Below are 17,330 nucleotides of genomic sequence, written 5' to 3'. Positions count from 1 at the left end.
GCTGGGAGTGTGCCGCAATCGTTCGGGCGCGTCACCCCGCAGGCGGGTTCAACCGAGGCGGGCAGGGGAGAGCATGGCGGACTCCAGGCCGAAGCGGGTCAACTGCTCCGGCAGGGGGTGGCCACGCACCAGGGCGGCGCTGGCCTGGCCCATGGCCGGAGATGTCTGGATGCCGTAGCCGCCTTGCCCGGCGACCCAGAACAGCCCGGGCACCTGTGGATCAAAACCGGCCAGCAGATCGCCGTCGCTGACAAAGCTGCGCAGGCCGGCCCAGGTCCGGGTCGGGCGACGAATACTCAGGGTGGTGGCCTCTTCGATCTGGTAGATGCCCAGGGCAATGTCCAGCTCTTCAGGCTGCACATCATGGGGCTCCACCGGGTCGGCGTTGGCCGGCGAACCGAGGAACATGCCGGCGTCGGGCTTCATGTAGAAGGACTCGTCCAGGCTCACCAACATCGGCCAGTGGTGAATATCGACCCCTTCCGGGCCGGCAAAGATAAAGGCCGCGCGGCGCTTGGGTTGCAGGCCCAGGGGGCGGGCACCGGCCATCGCGCCGATCTGGTCGGCCCAGGCCCCGGCAGCGTTGATCAGCACCGGCGCACTGAAGCCCTGGCCGCTGGTTTGAACCTGCCACAGCCCTTGTTCATCACGGTGCAGCCCCAGCACTTCATGGTCGGTATAGACCTGGCCCTGATGGCGGCGGATGCCCCGCAGGTAGCCCTGATGCAGGGCGTCGGTGTCGATGTCGCTGGCACTGGGGTCGTAGAGGGCGCCATGGACCTTTTCGCGACGCAGGATTGGCAGACGAGCGCAGGCTTCGTCGGCACTGAGCAGTTGCATCTCCGGCACCGTGGCCTTGGCGCTCAGGTACTGGTTGTTCAGTTCGGCCGGATCGCCGGTGAAGTCCACGGTCATTTCCCCTCGTGGCGTCAGCAGCGGGTGGTCGCAGAAGCCCTCCGGCGGATGGTCGAAAAAGTCCCGGCTGGCCAGGGTCAGGGCCCGCACCTGGGCGGTGCCATAGGCGGCGGTGTAGAGCGCGGCAGAGCGGCCGGTGGAGTGATAGGCCGGATGGGATTCGCGCTCCAGCACGATGACGCGGCCGTGGCGCGACAGCCAGTAACCGGTGGAGGCTCCGGCGATACCGCCGCCGATGATGATGAAATCTGCCTGGATCATTCAAGGCTCCTGGAAAAGTGCTAGTGACAGGCCCTTAGTGCGGGTGCCTCAGGTGGTACAGGGCATTGGCCAGGGCGATGTCTTCCAGGCCCAGGCCGATGGAGCGGAAGAACACATGGCGCTCGGCGCTGGGGCGTTGAGCCTGGTTGCTCAGCAGCTCCGGCAGGTCGCCGAGAATCGCCGCGTTGTCCCAGTCGTGCTGTTCACCGGCAATCAGCATCTCGCCGGCCGAGCCCGGGGTGGTACGGCGATAGTCACAATAGACCTGCATCTGCTGCAGTGCGGCGGGCGGCACTTCGTGGGCCCGTGGCGCATTGGTGCTGATGGAGGTGATCAGCGCCGGCTTGTTGAGGGTGCGTGGGTCGATGACCGGTCCGGCGGACGAAGTGCAAAGCATGACCACGTCTGCATCTTCGACAGCCTCTTCAAGCTGCGGGACGATTTGCAGGCGCGGATCGAGGGCCTTGAGACGCGCAAGCTCCTCGGCGGATTTGCTCGCAAGGCTTGGGGAAAAGAGGCGGATGCTCTGCCAGGGGCGCAGGTCTTTCACGTAGTGCAGATGAGCCTGGGCCACGGCGCCGCTACCGATGATTGCCAGGTGCCGGGCCTCGGGCGTGGCCAGTGCCTCGACGGCGACCGCCGTAGTGGCGGCGGTGCGTGCGGTGGTCAGTTCGGCGGCGTCGCACAGCAGCAGGGGCTGGCCGCTGTCCATGGACATCAGCAGGGTCCAGGCGGTGACCAGCGGGCCTTCGGCGCGAACGATGTAGGGCGAAGTCTTGACCCCGTAGACCCGATCTTCAGTCAGCACGCCCAGGTAGTTGATGAAGTCGCCGGCGCCCTGGGGAAACTCCACCAGCTGTTGTGGCGGTTGTACGGCGAGTCCGGCGGCCAGGTCGCGAAACAGTTTGCGCAGGATCTGCGGGACGTCGATTTGCGCGAGCAACTGGCGGGCTTCGGTCTGGGCAATCAGGTAGGGCGTGCTGGGCATGTAGGCGTTCCCAAAGAGTTGAACTTATTTGTCCATTATGGACTTTTAGTTTCCTTGAGCAACATCCAGGCGAAAAAAAACGCAGCCGGTGATGGGCTGCGTTTTTTCGGCGCGCCTGCTATCAGGCTTGCGGGCGTTTGCGCTCTACCGGGCGCAACAGCTCGGCCGGCGGCATCTCGCAGCTGATCTTGCGCCCCAGCAGGGCTTCGATCGATGGCAGCTGATAGGAGTCGTCCTCGCCGGCGAAGCTGATGGACACGCCGTCGGCACCGGCACGCCCGGTCCGGCCGATGCGGTGCACGTAGTCGTCCGGCACTTCCGGCAGGGTGAAGTTGATCACGTGGCTGATGCCGTCGATGTGGATGCCGCGGCCGGCCACGTCGGTGGCCACCAGGACCCGGATCTTGCCTTCGCGGAAGCCTTCCAGGGTCTTGATCCGCTTGTGCTGGGGCACGTCGCCGGACAGTTGGGCGGCGTTCACGCCGTCGCGCACCAGGCGTTCTTCGATGCGCCGCACTTCATCCTTGCGGTTGGCGAAGACCATGACCCGCTCCCAGCCGTTGTCGGTGACCAGGTTGTACAGCAGCTTGTACTTGTCGGCCCCGGCCACGGCATAAATGTGCTGTTCGACGTTTTCGCTGGCGACGTTCTCGGCCTCGATCTCGACGATCGCCGGGTCGGTGGTCCACTGCTTGGCCAGGTTCATCACGTCTTCGGTGAAGGTGGCGGAGAACAGCAGGGTCTGGCGCTCGCTCTTGGGCGGGGTCTGGCGAATGATCTGCCGCACTTGCGGGATGAAGCCCATGTCGAGCATGCGGTCGGCTTCGTCCAGCACCATCACTTCGACCATGTCCAGGTGCACGTCACCGCGCTGGTTGAAGTCCAGCAGGCGGCCCGGGGTGGCCACCAGGATGTCGCAGTGGCGAGCTTCCAGGTGCTTGAGCTGCTTGTCGAAATCCATGCCGCCAACGAAGGTCATGACGTTGAGGCCGGTGTATTTGGTCAGGGCCGCGGCGTCCTTGGCGATCTGCACTACCAGTTCCCGGGTCGGGGCAATGATCAGTGCCCGTGGTTCGCCCATGTAGCGCTCTTTCGGCGGCGGGGTCTGCAGCAACTGGGTGATGATCGAGATCAGGAACGCGGCGGTCTTGCCGGTGCCGGTCTGGGCACGGCCGATGGCGTCTTTGCCCGCCAGGGTGAAGCCCAGTACCTGGGCCTGGATCGGCGTGCAGTAGGGAAAGCCCAGGTCCTGGATGGCGTGCATCAGTTCCGGAGCGAGCTTGAAGTCGTGGAAACGGGTCTTGCCTTCCTGGGGTTGCACCACGAAGTCTTCGAGTTTCCAGGTGCTGGCCGCTGGTTTTGGCGGCCGCGGGCGCTGCGCTTGCTCAGGTTTGGGTTGCTCGGCCTTGGGCTTCTCTTGGCGCGGTGCTTTGGGAGCGGAAGGGGCGGCCGGTGTGTTCACCGGTTCTTTTTTAGCTGCGGTAGCAGGTGCGCTCCGCTCCGGCTGACGGCCGTCATTGCGGCTGCTGGAACTGGGGGAAGGGGCGCTGGGGCTTGGCGCGAGCGGCTCAGCCTCGCTTTTACCGAAGATTTTCTTGAGTGCTTTGAGCACGGTCATCTCATCAATTGGTTAAGGAATGTACGCCGGCCAGTGTAATGCAAGAAACGGGCGCGGCGTAGTCTGTTGCTTGTGGTCCTGGCGCGAGGCACTTTTTCTAGCGCAAACGCTCGCTCAGCCAGGTGCCGATATCACGGATTTCTTCCGGTAACACCTCGTGTCCCATTGGGTATTCCTGCCATGTCACGGTGACACCGTGCTGTTTCAGGTACTCGTATGCGGTGCGTCCCATGGCGTTCTGCACCACTTCGTCGTACTGGCCGTGCAGGGACAGCACCGGAATCCGCTGTTGGCTGGCGCACAGTTGCAGTTCGTCGCTGAAGGTCGGGGCATAGGTGGAGAGGGCAAGTACGCCACCCAAGGGACCCTGCCATTTGAGGAAGGCGGTGTGCAGTACCACGGCGCCACCTTGGGAGAAACCCGCGAGGAAAATGCGCGATGCGTCTATTCCGCTTGCGCGTTGCTCTTCGATAAGTCTGATGACCTCGTCAGATGATTCTTCGAGCTGTTCGCGACTGATCGCGCGAGCCGGGCTCATGGCCAAAATGTCGTACCAGCTGGGCATGGCGTATCCGCCATTGATGGTCACGGCACGGGTCGGTGCCTGGGGCAGGACGAAGCGGGTGCTCAAGAGTTTTTCCTGCAGCATCTCGGCCACCGGCAGGAAGTCGTAACGGTCCGCTCCCAGGCCATGAAGCCAGATCACACAGGCATCTGTGGGCTTGCTGGGCTGAAGAATCAAGGGCTCGGTCATGGCTGCTCCATTTATGTGCGTGCGCGCTGATTGAGTGCGAGGTTAAGGGGCGCGCCCGGTTGATCGGTGAAGAAGATGTCGCACGGTTGAACGTTTTGCTATTGACCACTGGCTGAAACGCTTTAGCCGAAACTGTGGTACGGGCTTTGCTATGGCTCAGAAAGAGGAGCGGATGTGATAGCACGCTCTGCCGGCGGTAACACTAACAGGCTACCGCGGGCGATGGCATACCCACCTCCTCTGATACAGGTTCGCCTACGGCCGCTACGGGCTCTGTGAACTGCAAAGGGCTAAAGCCCGTTCGGCCGATTGGTGAGATGTAGGTCCCCCATTACGTGGATTTCTCCTACTAGACTCATAGCGAAGGTCTTACGCCGCTTGACCCTATAAAAAGCCGACACGGGTCAACAGCGCCTCATGAGGGTGCGGCAGGACTCAAGCTCCGACACAACAAGAGCAAAACTGGAGGTTTGAATGAAGATGTTGAAATCCACCCTGGCCGTCGTTACGGCGGCCACGGTACTGGCTACAAGCGGTTTCGCACAGGCGGGTGCGACCCTCGATGCAGTACAGAAGAAAGGTTTCGTACAGTGCGGCGTCAGCGATGGTCTGCCGGGCTTCTCGGTACCGGACGCTACCGGCAAGATTCTCGGCATTGACGCCGATGTCTGCCGTGCCGTGGCCGCAGCCGTATTCGGCGATGCGACCAAGGTCAAGTTCAGCCAGTTGAACGCCAAGGAGCGCTTCACTGCGCTGCAATCCGGCGAGATCGACGTGCTGTCGCGCAATACCACCTGGACCAGTTCCCGTGACGCGGGTATGGGCCTGATGTTCGCCGGCGTCACTTATTACGACGGTATTGGCTTCCTGGTGAACAACAAACTGGGTGTGAAAAGTGCCAAGGAGTTGGACGGTGCGACCATCTGTATTCAAGCCGGTACTACCACCGAGCTGAACGTGTCGGACTACTTCCGCGGCAATGGTCTGAAATACACCCCGATCACCTTCGATACTTCCGATGAAAGCGCCAAGTCCCTGGAATCCGGGCGTTGCGACGTGCTGACATCCGACAAGTCCCAGCTCTACGCACAGCGCAGCAAGCTGGCGACCCCGACCGATTATGTCGTGCTGCCGGAAACCATCTCCAAGGAGCCTTTGGGCCCGGTGGTGCGTAAGGGCGACGAAGAGTGGTTCAGCATCGTCAAGTGGACCCTGTTCGCCATGCTCAACGCCGAAGAGGCGGGCATCACCTCGAAAAATGTCGAGGCTGAAGCCAAGTCCACCAAGAACCCTGATGTAGCACGTCTGCTGGGCGCGGACGGTGAATACGGCAAAGACCTGAAACTGCCGAAGGACTGGGTAGTACAGATCGTCAAGCAAGTAGGTAACTACGGTGAAGTGTTCGAGAAAAACCTCGGCAAGAGCACGCCACTGGCCATCGACCGCGGCCTGAACGCGCTGTGGAACAACGGCGGCATCCAATACGCACCACCTGTGCGCTGATGGTTCTATCACCCGGCGGGCCAACCGCCGGGTGATGTTCTGTTCCATTATTCCTGGGGCACTTCATGCAAAATTCAATCGGCGCACCCAAGCAGAGGCTTAGCCTCAGCGATCCGCGTGTGCGCGCCTGGCTGTTCCAGATCATCACCCTTGTGGCGGTGGTTTCGCTGGGCTGGTTTCTGTTCGACAACACACAAACCAACCTCCAGCACCGGGGTATTACCTCGGGTTTCGACTTTCTTGAGCGCAGCGCCGGTTTCGGCATCGCTCAACACTTGATTGCCTACACCGAAGCGGACAGTTATGCCCGGGTCTTCGTCATCGGTCTGCTCAATACGCTGCTGGTGACCTTTATCGGGGTGATCCTGGCGACCTTGCTGGGGTTCATCATCGGGGTGGCGCGGCTGTCGCAGAACTGGATCATCAGCAAGCTGGCGACGGTGTATGTGGAAGTGTTCCGCAACATTCCGCCGCTGCTGCAGATCCTGTTCTGGTACTTCGCGGTGTTCCTGACCATGCCGGGGCCGCGCAACAGCCATAACTTCGGCGACACCTTCTTCGTCAGCAGTCGTGGCTTGAACATGCCGGCGGCGCAGATGGCTCCAGGGTTCTGGGCGTTCTTTGCGAGTGTGGTGCTGGCCATCGTCGCCATCGTGCTGATGTGCCGCTGGGCCAACAAACGCTTTGAAGACACCGGGGTGCCGTTCCACAAGTTCTGGACTGGCCTGGCGTTGCTGCTGGTGATTCCGGCGCTGTGCGCGCTGGTCTTCGGCTCGCCCGTGCATTGGGAGTTGCCGAAGCTGCAAGGCTTCAACTTCGTCGGCGGCTGGGTGCTGATCCCCGAACTCTTGGCCCTGACCCTGGCCCTGACCGTCTACACCGCGGCGTTCATCGCCGAAATCGTGCGCTCCGGGATCAAGTCGGTGAGCCACGGCCAGACCGAGGCGGCCCGCTCCCTGGGCCTGCGCAACGGTCCGACCCTGCGCAAGGTGATCATTCCCCAGGCCTTGCGGGTGATCATTCCGCCACTGACCAGCCAGTATCTGAACCTGGCGAAGAATTCGTCCCTGGCCGCCGGTATCGGTTACCCGGAAATGGTTTCGCTGTTCGCCGGCACGGTGCTCAACCAGACCGGCCAGGCCATTGAGGTCATTGCCATCACCATGAGCGTGTACCTGGCAATCAGCATAAGCATTTCCCTGCTGATGAACTGGTACAACAAGCGCATTGCGCTGATCGAGCGGTGAGGAAGCGCCCATGACGACTCATACTTTCAAGCCCGATATGCCGCCGCCCAGCCGCAGTATCGGCGTGCTGGCGTGGATGCGCGCCAACATGTTCTCCAACTGGCTCAACACCCTGTTGACCCTGTTTGCCTTCTACCTGATCTATCTGGTGGTACCGCCGATCCTGCAGTGGGCGATCCTCGACGCCAACTGGGTCGGCACCACCCGTGCCGACTGCACCAAGGACGGTGCCTGTTGGGTGTTCATCCAGCAGCGTTTCGGCCAGTTCATGTATGGCTACTACCCAGTGGAACTGCGCTGGCGGGTGGACCTGACCGTATGGCTGGCGGTGATCGGCGTGGCTCCCTTGTTCATCTCGCGCTTCGCTCGCAAAGCGATCTACGGCCTGTGTTTCCTGGTGTGGTACCCGGTGCTGGCCTACACTCTGCTGCACGGCGGCTACCTGGGCCTGAGCACAGTCGCCACCAGCCAGTGGGGCGGCCTGATGCTGACTTTGGTGATTGCCACGGTGGGCATTGCCGGGGCGTTGCCCCTGGGTATCCTGCTGGCATTGGGACGACGTTCCAACCTGCCGGCGATCCGCGTGGTCTGCGTGACCTTCATCGAGTTCTGGCGTGGCGTGCCGCTGATCACGGTGCTGTTCATGTCGTCGGTGATGTTGCCGCTGTTCCTGCCCGAGGGCATGAACTTCGACAAGCTGCTGCGGGCGTTGATCGGGGTGATCCTGTTCCAGTCGGCCTATGTGGCCGAGGTGGTGCGTGGCGGTTTGCAGGCCATTCCCAAGGGCCAGTACGAAGCGGCTGCCGCCATGGGCCTGGGTTACTGGCGCGCGATGGGCCTGGTGATTCTGCCGCAAGCCCTGAAGCTGGTGATTCCCGGCATCGTCAACACCTTCATCGCCCTGTTCAAGGACACCAGCCTGGTGATCATCATCGGCCTGTTCGACCTGCTCAACAGCGTCAAGCAAGCCGCCGCCGACCCCAAATGGCTGGGCATGGCCACCGAAGGCTATGTCTTCGCGGCCCTGGTGTTCTGGATTTTCTGTTTTGGTATGTCCCGCTACTCCATGCATCTGGAGCGTAAGTTGGACACAGGCCACAAGCGTTAGGAGTACCTCCATGAGTGAAGCGAACAAAAAGCCTGTGGGCCCTGAAGGCATTATTCAGATGCAGGGTGTGAACAAGTGGTACGGCCAGTTCCACGTGTTGAAGGACATCAACCTCAACGTCAGGCAGGGTGAGCGCATCGTGCTGTGCGGGCCTTCGGGCTCGGGCAAGTCCACCACCATCCGCTGCCTCAACCGCCTGGAAGAGCACCAGCAGGGACGCATCGTGGTGGATGGCGTCGAGCTGACCAACGACCTCAAGCAGATCGAGGCCATTCGCCGGGAAGTGGGCATGGTGTTCCAGCACTTCAACCTGTTCCCGCACCTGACCATCCTGCAAAACTGCACCCTGGCGCCGATGTGGGTGCGCAAGATGCCCAAGCGCAAGGCAGAGGAAATTGCCATGCATTACTTGGAGCGGGTGCGGATTCCGGAGCAGGCCAACAAGTACCCGGGCCAGCTGTCCGGTGGCCAGCAGCAACGGGTGGCGATTGCCCGGGCGCTGTGCATGAAGCCCAAGATCATGCTGTTCGACGAACCCACCTCGGCCCTGGACCCGGAAATGGTCAAGGAGGTGCTCGATACCATGATCGGCCTCGCCGAAGACGGCATGACCATGCTCTGCGTGACCCATGAAATGGGTTTTGCTCGCACCGTGGCCAACCGGGTGATCTTCATGGACAAGGGCGAAATCGTCGAGCAGGCGGCCCCCAACGACTTCTTCGACAACCCGCAAAATGATCGCACCAAGCTGTTCCTGAGCCAGATCCTGCATTGATCCTGATGCACGGCTGGTGCTGACGATAAACCCGGACTGGCTCCGGGTTTATTTTTGCCCGGCATTCAGCTGCCGGCAGCGCCGAGCTGTGGTTCGGGGTGGTCGCCCAAGGCTGAGGGCGCCAGCCGTGGTTCGCCAAGCTCCAGTACGTCCTTCATCAACCGTGGGTGGCGATCCAGCAGGCGCATCAGCACGTACAGCGGTTGGGGCACGCCGACTTCGCCGCGCTCGTAACGGGAAAAGGCGTTGTGCCCGCCGCCGGACAGCAGTTTGACCGCTTCTTTCTGCGAGAGGTGCAGCTTGCGGCGGATGCGCTTCAGGTCGGCGGCGACGCTCTGCCGGTACTCCTCCAGCAAGTGGTCGCCCGCGGCGGCATAGCGCTCTGCACTCTGGGCATCGAATTCGATTTCACCGCACTCCTGGCATTCCCAGCCCGCCAGGCCATGGAGCTGACGCTGCAGGTGCCGGTAGTCGATGAGCTCGCTGCGCTGCTCGAAGGCCAGCATGCCGGTGGGAGTGCCGCAGCTGTAGCATTGTTGTCGTTTCATGTCTCTGCCTCCTTGAAGGAGATCACCGGAGGCCCTGCACCGGGGCGGTAGGTGACCTTGATGTAGAGCGTCCGGTTATCGATGCGGGTGTAATACACGTCCTGCCACAGCCGGTGATCGCCATAGGTGGTCATCGATTTGTAGAACAGGCTGCCCTGCAGTCCGGCTACTACTCGTTGCATGGCGGCCAGGGACAATCCGAGTTCCTTGCCGCAGCGCAATGCGCTTCGAGTGAAGGCTTGTGCTCCTTGCCGAACGACCTGTGCCTTGATCAGCGACAGGTCGTAATGAGGTGTTTTCTTTTCCATGAGACACCCTTGAGGCTTGATCGAAATTACCCTTATAGGGTTTTTTGTCAAGACCTGTTTGCAATGGCGAAAGTGCCTCCTCCAGCCTAAATCGTTGAACTCTCGGAAAAGCCTGAATACCATGTCGGACAATTCATCCGATGATTGGATGATTGAGTGAGTCCCATGAGCGAAACATCCCCCCTGATCAAAAAATCCCTGGTCGACCAGGCCCTGGAACAACTGCGCAAACGCATCAACAGCGGTGTCTGGCGGGTCGGCCAGCGCTTGCCCACCGAACCGGAACTGGCCCAAGAACTGGGCATCAGCCGCAATACCGTGCGCGAAGCCATGCGAGTGCTGGCGTTCTCCGGACTGATCGAGATCCGCCAGGGCGACGGCAGCTACCTGCGAGCGGTGGCCGATCCACTGGACATGCTCCAGGCCCTGTCCCAATGCTCTCTGGAGCAGGCCCGGGAAACCCGGCAGATCCTTGAAGTGGAGGCGGTCGGCCTGGCGGCCCTGCGTCGCACCGACGAGGACCTGCGCGCCTTGAGCGAAGCCTTGCAGGCCAGCGGCGGGCATTTTCATGGCGATCTGGAAAGCTACATCGCCTGCGACCTGGTGTTTCATCAGGGCCTGGTGGATGCCGCGCACAATCCGACCCTGAGCCAGCTGTACCGCTATTTCTCCAGTGTGGTGGGCGCTCAGTTGCGCCAGACCTTGACGGTTACTCCGCGCCGCCAGGACGTCTTCGATCTCCACCAGCATCTGCTGGACGCCATCGAGCAGGGCGACCCCGAGCGGGCCAAGCAGCTGTCCCGCCAGTTGATCAACGAATCCTGAATCCGAGACCTTTATGTCCAACCAGCAGTCCCCTCCGAACACCCCGTCGCCTCCCGAGTTGTTGATCGATGCCGAGGCCGATGACGAAGAAGTCCAGCAGTCCCCGCCACCTTTGCGGCGGCCCTGGCTGTTGCTGCTGGGGCTGATTCTGGTGGCGTTGAACCTGCGTCCGGCGCTGTCGAGCATGGCGCCGTTGCTCAGTGATGTATCCCAGAGCCTGGGCCTGTCGGCCGCCAAGGCGGGGTTGCTGACCACTTTGCCGGTGTTGTGCCTGGGGCTGTTCGCGCCGTTGGCGCCGCTGCTGGCCCGGCGTTTCGGCGCCGAACGGGTGGTGCTGGGGATTCTCCTGACCCTGGCCCTGGGCATTGTGCTGCGCAGTTCCCTGGGGGAGTTCGGCGTCTTTGCCGGGAGCATCCTGGCCGGCGCCAGCATCGGTGTGATCGGGGTGCTGCTGCCGGGCATCGTCAAGCGCGATTTTGCCCGCCATGCAGGCACCATGACCGGGGTCTACACCATGGCCCTGTGCCTGGGGGCGGCGATGGCGGCAGGCGCGACGGTGCCCCTGAGCCAGCACTTCGGTAGCAGCTGGGCCATGGGCCTGGGGTTCTGGGTCGTGCCGGCGCTGGCGGCGGCGCTGTTCTGGTTGCCGCAAGTGGGGCACAAACACGGCGCCCACCATGTCGCCTTCCGTGTGCGCGGGTTGCTGCGTGATCGCCTGGCCTGGCAGGTGACCTTGTACATGGGCCTGCAGTCCTCCCTGGCCTACATCGTGTTTGGCTGGTTGCCATCGATCCTGATCGGTCGTGGGCTGACTCCGACCCAGGCCGGACTGGTGCTGTCGGGTTCGGTCATCGTGCAACTGGCCAGCTCCCTGGCGGCGCCCTGGCTGGCGACTCGCGGCAAGGACCAGCGTCTGGCCATCGTGATCGTCATGCTGATGACCTTGGGCGGTCTGTTCGGCTGCCTGTATGCACCGCTTGATGGCTTGTGGGGCTGGGCCATTCTGCTGGGCCTGGGGCAAGGAGGCACTTTCAGCCTGGCCCTGACCCTGATCGTCCTGCGCTCACGGGATACCCATGTGGCCGCCAACCTGTCGAGCATGGCCCAGGGCATTGGCTACACCCTGGCGTCCATGGGGCCGTTTGCCGTGGGGCTGGTGCATGACTGGACCGGCGGCTGGAACGCCGTGGGCTGGATCTTCGCAGTGTTGGGCAGCGGGGCGATCATTGCCGGGCTGGGCGCCGGCCGCTCGCTGTATGTGCAGGCGCAAAGCGAGAGGATCTGAGGAGCGTCACTGTCGGTATTTGCACGGCAAATGCCGATAGTCTTCTCTGGGCGTGCGGATTATTGTGCTGGCATCCCTTTGTCCTTCCGGAGTCCGCCCATGAGTGATGCCCACCGCGTCCTGATCACTGAGTTCTACCAGGCCTTCCAGCGGCTCGATGCCGAGGCCATGAGCGCCTGCTATACCGAGGACGTTGTATTCAGTGATCCGGCCTTCGGCGAATTGCGCGGACGTGACGCCGGCGACATGTGGCGCATGCTCACTTCCCGGGCCAAGGACTTTTCCCTGACCTTCGATCAGGTGCATGCCGACGAGCGTTCGGGTGGCGCGCACTGGGTCGCCACCTACCTGTTCAGTCAGACCGGCAACACGGTGGTCAACGATATCCAGGCGCGCTTCGTGTTTCGCGATGGCAAGATCTGTGAGCACCACGACCATTTCGACCTGTGGCGTTGGGCGCGCCAGGCCCTGGGGGCCAAGGGGCTTTTGCTGGGCTGGACGCCGCTGCTGAAAAATGCCGTTCGCGCCCAGGCCCGTAAAGGCCTCAAGGCCTTCCAGAGCGGTCGCTGAAAGCCATCCTCTGCTAAGATCGCGGCTTGTTATCCACAGGCCCCGATGGTTTTTGTGAGCAGCCCCGATCCAAACCCCGTGATTGCCGGCGAACTGCCCGCGCCTGCCAGCAAACCCTGGTTTGTGTATCTGGTGCGTGCGGCCAATGGCGCCCTTTATTGCGGCATCAGCGACGACCCGGTGAAGCGCTTCGCCAAGCACCAGAGTGGCAAGGGCGCGCGTTTCTTTCTCTCCAGCCCGGCGGTGGCCCTGGTCTATACCGAAGCTTGTCGGGACAAGAGCGAGGCTCTGCGTCAGGAGCGGTTGATCAAGAAGCTCAGGAAAAGCGCCAAGGAGTGTCTGGTGGCGTCTGCCGGGGCAGCAGCATCAATCTGACTGATAGGTGCTCATCAGTCGGATCGGTAGGCCGTCCATGGATTGCGCGCTAAGCTCAGCGCTTTCCCTCTTCCGGCGGACCCCAGCATGTCAGAGTTGATCCTGCACCATTACCCGACCTCTCCCTTCGCGGAAAAAGCCCGTTTGCTCCTGGGCTTCAAGGGCCTGTCCTGGCGCTCCGTGAAGATTTCCCCGGTGATGCCCAAGCCTGATCTGACGGCCCTGACCGGTGGCTATCGCAAGACGCCGGTACTGCAGGTCGGTGCTGATATCTACTGCGACACGGCTTTGATTGCCCGGCGTCTGGAGCGGGAAAAGGCCTCGCCGGCGCTGTTTCCCGAAGGCCAGGAAATGATCAGCGCGACCTTCGCCGCCTGGGTCGACTCGGTGGTGTTCCAGCATGCGGTGACCCTGGTGTTCCAGCCCGAGTCTGCCGCAGCACGTTTCGGCAAGATGCCGCCGGAGGTGGTCAAGGCCTTCATGGCCGACCGCGCCGGGTTGTTCAGTGGTGGCAGCGCCAGTCGTCTGCCCCTGGAAGTGGTCAAGCATCAGTGGCCGACCATCATGGCGCGTCTGGAGCAGCAACTGCAGCGCGAGCCGGGGGACTTCCTGTTTGGTGAGCCCTCGATTGCCGATATCGCCCTGGCGCACCCGCTGTGGTTCCTCAAGGGTACGCCGGTGACGGCGCCGCTGGTGGACGAGTATCCGGCGGTATCAGCCTGGTTGGCGCGAGTGCTGGGCTTTGGTCACGGTTCCTTCACCGAGATGAGCGCTGAAGAGGCCCTTGAGGTGTCGCGCGGTGCGACCCCGGCGCCGCTGCCGGATGAGCGGTTTGTCGATCCCAATGGCTTTGTGGCAGGGCAGCAGGTGGTGATTGCTGCGACCGACTATGGAGTCGATCCGGTGGCGGGCGAGTTGCTGTTTGCCGGTACTGAAGAGTTGATCCTGCGCCGTGAAGATCCACGTGCCGGTTTGGTCCACGTGCACTTCCCGCGGTTGGGTTTCCGTATCCAGGCACAGTGATCCACACCTGTAGGAGCTGGCTTGCCAGCGAAGGCGTCCTCAAGATCGATGCTCGATCTACTGGCCCTTTCGCCGGCAAGCGGAACGCCGCCCGGCCGGCTCCGACTAAGGTTTCAGCGCAGCCATGATCGCGTCGGGGTCGTAGGTACGGATCAGGCTGCCATTCACGTCCAGGATCGGAATCCCGGCACCGCCCAGAGCGGTATAGGCCTTACGCGCCTCCGCGTCTTTCTCGATGTCGAACTCCCGATAGGGAATGCCCTTCTGATCGAGAAAGCGCCGGGTAGCCTTGCAGTAGCCGCACCAGTCGGTGGCGTACAGCACCACCCGGGCCTGGCTACGGATCTCTTCGCTGACCACCGCCGAAGGGTTGAACAGCCGCTCGATCTTGCCCCAGTTCTGATAGACCACCACCACCAGCAGGATCAGCAGGAACTTCTTCAGTACTCCCTGGAGCATCAGTTGCGGCGCTTGAGCTGGTCGGTCAGTTGGGTCGGCAGGCCCTTGATGATCAGGGTCCCGGCTTCTTCGTCGTACTCGATCTTCGAGCCCAGCAGGTGGGCTTCGAAGCTGATGGACAGGCCCTCGGCGCGACCAGTGAAGCGGCGGAACTGGTTGAGGGTGCGTTTATCCGCAGGAATTTCCGGCGATAGCCCGTAATCCTTGTTGCGGATGTGGTCGTAGAACGCCTTGGGGCGGTCTTCGTCGATCAGTTCCGAGAGTTCTTCCAGGCCCATGGGTTCGCCAAGCTTGGCTTGGCTGCTGGCGTAGTCCACCAGGGTCTTGGTCTTTTCCCGGGCCGACTCTTCCGGCAGGTCTTCGCTTTCGACGAAGTCGCTGAAGGCCTTGAGCAGGGTGCGGGTCTCGCCCGGACCGTCGACGCCTTCCTGGCAGCCGATGAAGTCGCGGAAGTACTCCGAGACCTTCTTGCCGTTCTTGCCCTTGATAAAGGAGATGTACTGCTTGGACTGCTTGTTGTTCTGCCACTCGGAGATGTTGATCCGCGCGGCGAGGTGCAACTGGCCCAGGTCCAGGTGGCGCGACGGGGTCACGTCCAGTTGGTCGGTCACCGCCACGCCTTCGCTGTGGTGCAGCAGGGCGATCGCCAGATAGTCGGTCATGCCTTGTTGGTAATGAGCAAACAGCACGTGGCCGCCCACCGACAGGTTGGATTCTTCCATCAGCTTCTGCAGATGCTCCACCGCCACCCGGCTGAATGCGGTGAAGTCCTGGCCGCCGTCCAGATACTCCTTCAGCCAGCCGCTGAAGGGGAAAGCGCCGGACTCGGGATGGAACAGGCCCCAGGCTTTGCCCTGTTTGGCGTTATAGCTTTCATTGAGGTCGGCGAGCATGTTCTCGATGGCCGCGGACTCTGCCAGTTCGGAGTCTCGGGCATGCAGAACTGCGGGGCTGCCGTCGGGTTTTTTGTCGATCAGGTGGACGATGCAATGACGGATCGGCATGGGCTTCTCGGCTGATTGAAGGGGGAGGGCGGACTCCCCGAAAAAGTGCCCAGTGTACCGCACCCGCTGGTTTTGGCGCGGTTTGCCAGGCGATGAACGGCCTGTCGGTAACGCTTATGCATTTTTTTACCGATTTAGAGCAATAAAGCTGACCAAATGGCTAGGTAGAGGCGGATATTTCCCCGTCTGTGTGCTAGTTTTGCCCCGTCTTACGCGATGTCTCAGCGTTAAGCGTGCATTCAGCATTTGTCGGGTCGAACCAAACCCTGATTTCGGTATCTATAACCCCGATCTGTCGTGGTTGTAACCGGGGTGCCAGATTCACAAGATCTGGCTCGATGGCTGACACTGCACTCTGCAATCCAAATGAATTTGATAGGGAAGGAACACCACAATGGCTATTACTAAAGACCAACTGATCGCTGATATCGCTGAAGCTATCGACGCGCCGAAAACCACCGCGCGTAACGCTCTGGACCAACTGGCCCAGATCGTTGCTGATCAATTGGAAAATGGCGGCGAAATCACTCTGCCAGGTATCGGCAAGCTGAAAGTGACCGAGCGTCCTGCCCGTACTGGCCGTAACCCATCGACTGGCGCTGCCATCGAAATCGCTGCCAAGAAAGTTATCAAGCTGGTTGTGGCTAAAGGCCTGACCGACGCTGTTAACAAGTAAGACTTGCAGTGAAACCGTGCTCAGAAGTTCTCCGGGCACGGTTTGTGTGACACCGATTCACGCAAGGTGAATCGTCTTTGAATCTCCCGCCTCTCTAGCTCTTCCTGACCCAGCGTTCCTGACTCCAGGCCTGTTGCTGTGCCTTGTCCTTGAAGGTCCAGGCGACGAAGCGGCTCTGTTTCTGTCCCTGGGACATCTCCACCACCTGGCTTTCCAGGGCGCCGGCCTTTTTCAGCGCGCTTTCAATCGCCGGCAGGTTCGAGGCCTTTGACACCAGGGTGCTGAACCACAGCACTTGCTGGCCGACGCCGGCGCTCTCGCTGATCAACTGGCTGACGAAACGGATCTCGCCGCCTTCGCACCACAGCTCCCGGGCCTGGCCGCCGAAATTCAGCACTGGCAGCTTGCGCTTGGGATCGGCCTTGCCCAGGGCTCGCCATTTGCGCTGGCTACCGCGGGTGGCTTCATCCAGGGAGGCGTGGAACGGCGGGTTGCACATGGTCAGGTCGAAACGCTCGGTGCTTTCCAGCAGGCCGTTGAGGATCTGCCTGGGATTGCCCTGCTGGCGCAGGCTGATGGCCTTGTTCAAGCCGTTGGCCTGGACGATGGCCTTGGCGGCGGCCAGGGCGGTGCTGTCGATGTCCGAACCGAGGAATTGCCAGCGGTAGTCGCTGTAGCCGATCAGCGGGTAGATGCAGTTGGCGCCGACTCCGACGTCCAGCACCCGCACGGCTGCGCCACGCGGGATTTCACCCTGGTTGTGGCTGGCCAGCAGGTCGGCGAGGAAATGCACGTAGTCGGCGCGACCGGGCACGGGTGGGCAGAGAAAGTCCGCCGGAATGTCCCAGTGGGCAATGCCGTAGAAGGCCTTGAGCAGGGCGCGGTTGAACACCCGCACGGCCGCCGGGTCGGCGAAGTCGATACTTTCCTTGCCGTAGGGATTGAGGATCACGAACTGCCCCAGTTCCGGGGTGCTCTTGATCAGTTGCGGGAAGTCGTAACGCCCCTGGTGACGATTGCGCGGATGCAGGCTGGCCTTTTCCCGGGGGGCGGCGTTTTTGGCCGGGGAGGCGGGTTTGGGCTTCTTG

The 17,330-nt window shown here is 61.9% G+C and carries 19 protein-coding genes; 10 read left to right on the top strand and 9 right to left on the bottom strand.

Features of this window, described 5'->3' with window-relative positions; genetic code table 11:
- Positions 1 to 48 precede the first annotated feature (48 nt).
- The 4 genes from J5M73_RS13150 to J5M73_RS13135 all read right to left on the bottom strand — a co-directional run bounded on the left by J5M73_RS13150 (position 49) and on the right by J5M73_RS13135 (position 4,536).
- Positions 49 to 1,176: an FAD-binding oxidoreductase gene (locus J5M73_RS13150; protein WP_102861255.1), complete on the bottom strand. Its 1,128-nt coding sequence runs from the start codon at positions 1,174 to 1,176 to the stop codon at positions 49 to 51.
- Between the two features lie 34 nt (positions 1,177 to 1,210).
- A complete protein-coding gene (locus tag J5M73_RS13145) occupies positions 1,211 to 2,164 on the bottom strand; it encodes an ornithine cyclodeaminase family protein (protein WP_102861256.1) in 954 nt (317 codons plus the stop codon).
- Between the two features lie 121 nt (positions 2,165 to 2,285).
- The gene (gene rhlB / locus J5M73_RS13140; protein ID WP_102861257.1) at positions 2,286 to 3,782 is read right to left on the bottom strand and encodes an ATP-dependent RNA helicase RhlB; all 1,497 of its coding nucleotides are present in this window, start codon (positions 3,780 to 3,782) and stop codon (positions 2,286 to 2,288) included.
- Between the two features lie 97 nt (positions 3,783 to 3,879).
- A complete protein-coding gene (locus tag J5M73_RS13135) occupies positions 3,880 to 4,536 on the bottom strand; it encodes an alpha/beta hydrolase (RefSeq protein WP_102861258.1) in 657 nt (218 codons plus the stop codon).
- Positions 4,537 to 5,010: 474 nt separating this feature from the next.
- Here J5M73_RS13135 and J5M73_RS13130 point away from each other — a divergent pair, with 474 nt between their 5' ends.
- The 4 genes from J5M73_RS13130 to J5M73_RS13115 all read left to right on the top strand — a co-directional run bounded on the left by J5M73_RS13130 (position 5,011) and on the right by J5M73_RS13115 (position 9,169).
- Complete coding sequence (locus J5M73_RS13130) at positions 5,011 to 6,039, top strand: amino acid ABC transporter substrate-binding protein (RefSeq protein ID WP_102861259.1); 1,029 nt, start codon at positions 5,011 to 5,013, stop codon at positions 6,037 to 6,039.
- Between the two features lie 65 nt (positions 6,040 to 6,104).
- A complete protein-coding gene (locus J5M73_RS13125; RefSeq protein WP_102861260.1) occupies positions 6,105 to 7,286 on the top strand; it encodes an amino acid ABC transporter permease in 1,182 nt (393 codons plus the stop codon).
- Between the two features lie 10 nt (positions 7,287 to 7,296).
- The gene (locus tag J5M73_RS13120) at positions 7,297 to 8,394 is read left to right on the top strand and encodes an amino acid ABC transporter permease (protein ID WP_102861261.1); all 1,098 of its coding nucleotides are present in this window, start codon (positions 7,297 to 7,299) and stop codon (positions 8,392 to 8,394) included.
- 10 nt (positions 8,395 to 8,404) lie between these two features.
- Positions 8,405 to 9,169, top strand: a complete 765-nt coding sequence (locus J5M73_RS13115) for an amino acid ABC transporter ATP-binding protein (RefSeq protein WP_016965197.1) — start codon at positions 8,405 to 8,407, stop codon at positions 9,167 to 9,169.
- 65 nt (positions 9,170 to 9,234) lie between these two features.
- Here the strand turns inward: J5M73_RS13115 and J5M73_RS13110 are convergent, their stop codons facing one another.
- Both J5M73_RS13110 and J5M73_RS13105 read right to left on the bottom strand, forming a co-directional pair.
- Positions 9,235 to 9,717 carry a type II toxin-antitoxin system MqsA family antitoxin gene (locus J5M73_RS13110; RefSeq protein ID WP_102861262.1) on the bottom strand — a complete coding sequence of 161 codons (483 nt, stop codon included), beginning with the start codon at positions 9,715 to 9,717 and terminating at the stop codon, positions 9,235 to 9,237.
- Positions 9,714 to 10,025: a type II toxin-antitoxin system MqsR family toxin gene (locus J5M73_RS13105; protein ID WP_102861263.1), complete on the bottom strand. Its 312-nt coding sequence runs from the start codon at positions 10,023 to 10,025 to the stop codon at positions 9,714 to 9,716. The genes J5M73_RS13110 and J5M73_RS13105 overlap by 4 nt, the downstream gene beginning before the upstream one ends.
- A gap of 165 nt (positions 10,026 to 10,190) precedes the next feature.
- Here J5M73_RS13105 and J5M73_RS13100 point away from each other — a divergent pair, with 165 nt between their 5' ends.
- From J5M73_RS13100 to J5M73_RS13080, 5 genes are all read left to right on the top strand, one after another.
- Positions 10,191 to 10,850 carry a FadR/GntR family transcriptional regulator gene (locus J5M73_RS13100; RefSeq protein ID WP_102861264.1) on the top strand — a complete coding sequence of 220 codons (660 nt, stop codon included), beginning with the start codon at positions 10,191 to 10,193 and terminating at the stop codon, positions 10,848 to 10,850.
- A gap of 13 nt (positions 10,851 to 10,863) precedes the next feature.
- On the top strand, positions 10,864 to 12,135 hold the full coding sequence (locus J5M73_RS13095) for a CynX/NimT family MFS transporter (protein WP_102861265.1): 1,272 nt from the start codon (positions 10,864 to 10,866) through the stop codon (positions 12,133 to 12,135).
- A gap of 99 nt (positions 12,136 to 12,234) precedes the next feature.
- Complete coding sequence (locus tag J5M73_RS13090; RefSeq protein ID WP_102861266.1) at positions 12,235 to 12,705, top strand: nuclear transport factor 2 family protein; 471 nt, start codon at positions 12,235 to 12,237, stop codon at positions 12,703 to 12,705.
- Positions 12,706 to 12,759: 54 nt separating this feature from the next.
- Positions 12,760 to 13,080 carry a GIY-YIG nuclease family protein gene (locus tag J5M73_RS13085; RefSeq protein WP_102861714.1) on the top strand — a complete coding sequence of 107 codons (321 nt, stop codon included), beginning with the start codon at positions 12,760 to 12,762 and terminating at the stop codon, positions 13,078 to 13,080.
- A gap of 87 nt (positions 13,081 to 13,167) precedes the next feature.
- Positions 13,168 to 14,103: a glutathione S-transferase family protein gene (locus tag J5M73_RS13080; protein ID WP_102861267.1), complete on the top strand. Its 936-nt coding sequence runs from the start codon at positions 13,168 to 13,170 to the stop codon at positions 14,101 to 14,103.
- Between the two features lie 105 nt (positions 14,104 to 14,208).
- Here J5M73_RS13080 and J5M73_RS13075 read toward each other — a convergent pair whose 3' ends face one another.
- Positions 14,209 to 14,562, bottom strand: a complete 354-nt coding sequence (locus J5M73_RS13075) for a glutaredoxin family protein (protein ID WP_207815749.1) — start codon at positions 14,560 to 14,562, stop codon at positions 14,209 to 14,211.
- Positions 14,562 to 15,566 carry a nucleoid-associated protein YejK gene (gene yejK, locus J5M73_RS13070; RefSeq protein ID WP_060837659.1) on the bottom strand — a complete coding sequence of 335 codons (1,005 nt, stop codon included), beginning with the start codon at positions 15,564 to 15,566 and terminating at the stop codon, positions 14,562 to 14,564. Before yejK ends, J5M73_RS13075 begins: the two co-directional genes overlap by 1 nt.
- 394 nt (positions 15,567 to 15,960) lie before the next feature.
- Here yejK and J5M73_RS13065 point away from each other — a divergent pair, with 394 nt between their 5' ends.
- Positions 15,961 to 16,242 (top strand): HU family DNA-binding protein, encoded by a 282-nt coding sequence (locus J5M73_RS13065; protein ID WP_003440137.1) that lies wholly within the window; start codon positions 15,961 to 15,963, stop codon positions 16,240 to 16,242.
- A 94-nt stretch (positions 16,243 to 16,336) separates the two neighbouring features.
- Here the strand turns inward: J5M73_RS13065 and rlmF are convergent.
- A partial coding sequence (gene rlmF / locus J5M73_RS13060; RefSeq protein WP_207815748.1) for a 23S rRNA (adenine(1618)-N(6))-methyltransferase RlmF occupies positions 16,337 to 17,330 on the bottom strand: 994 nt, incomplete at its 5' end.

The organism is Pseudomonas sp. 50_B, from assembly GCF_017491625.1.
GTDB classification, from domain to species: domain Bacteria; phylum Pseudomonadota; class Gammaproteobacteria; order Pseudomonadales; family Pseudomonadaceae; genus Aquipseudomonas; species Aquipseudomonas danubii.
This window is presented reverse-complemented; position numbering and strand designations above follow the sequence as displayed.

Bases quoted from the DNA above. Each gene is read 5' to 3' on its own strand.
- J5M73_RS13150 (WP_102861255.1), bottom strand. From the start codon at position 1,176: ATGATCCAGGCAGATTTCATCATCATCGGCGGCGGTATCGCCGGAGCC.
- J5M73_RS13145 (WP_102861256.1), bottom strand. From the start codon at position 2,164: ATGCCCAGCACGCCCTACCTGATTGCCCAGACCGAAGCCCGCCAGTTG.
- rhlB (WP_102861257.1), bottom strand. From the start codon at position 3,782: ATGACCGTGCTCAAAGCACTCAAGAAAATCTTCGGTAAAAGCGAGGCT.
- J5M73_RS13135 (WP_102861258.1), bottom strand. From the start codon at position 4,536: ATGACCGAGCCCTTGATTCTTCAGCCCAGCAAGCCCACAGATGCCTGT.
- J5M73_RS13130 (WP_102861259.1), top strand. From the start codon at position 5,011: ATGAAGATGTTGAAATCCACCCTGGCCGTCGTTACGGCGGCCACGGTA.
- J5M73_RS13125 (WP_102861260.1), top strand. From the start codon at position 6,105: ATGCAAAATTCAATCGGCGCACCCAAGCAGAGGCTTAGCCTCAGCGAT.
- J5M73_RS13120 (WP_102861261.1), top strand. From the start codon at position 7,297: ATGACGACTCATACTTTCAAGCCCGATATGCCGCCGCCCAGCCGCAGT.
- J5M73_RS13115 (WP_016965197.1), top strand. From the start codon at position 8,405: ATGAGTGAAGCGAACAAAAAGCCTGTGGGCCCTGAAGGCATTATTCAG.
- J5M73_RS13110 (WP_102861262.1), bottom strand. From the start codon at position 9,717: ATGAAACGACAACAATGCTACAGCTGCGGCACTCCCACCGGCATGCTG.
- J5M73_RS13105 (WP_102861263.1), bottom strand. From the start codon at position 10,025: ATGGAAAAGAAAACACCTCATTACGACCTGTCGCTGATCAAGGCACAG.
- J5M73_RS13100 (WP_102861264.1), top strand. From the start codon at position 10,191: ATGAGCGAAACATCCCCCCTGATCAAAAAATCCCTGGTCGACCAGGCC.
- J5M73_RS13095 (WP_102861265.1), top strand. From the start codon at position 10,864: ATGTCCAACCAGCAGTCCCCTCCGAACACCCCGTCGCCTCCCGAGTTG.
- J5M73_RS13090 (WP_102861266.1), top strand. From the start codon at position 12,235: ATGAGTGATGCCCACCGCGTCCTGATCACTGAGTTCTACCAGGCCTTC.
- J5M73_RS13080 (WP_102861267.1), top strand. From the start codon at position 13,168: ATGTCAGAGTTGATCCTGCACCATTACCCGACCTCTCCCTTCGCGGAA.
- J5M73_RS13075 (WP_207815749.1), bottom strand. From the start codon at position 14,562: ATGCTCCAGGGAGTACTGAAGAAGTTCCTGCTGATCCTGCTGGTGGTG.
- yejK (WP_060837659.1), bottom strand. From the start codon at position 15,566: ATGCCGATCCGTCATTGCATCGTCCACCTGATCGACAAAAAACCCGAC.
- J5M73_RS13065 (WP_003440137.1), top strand. From the start codon at position 15,961: ATGGCTATTACTAAAGACCAACTGATCGCTGATATCGCTGAAGCTATC.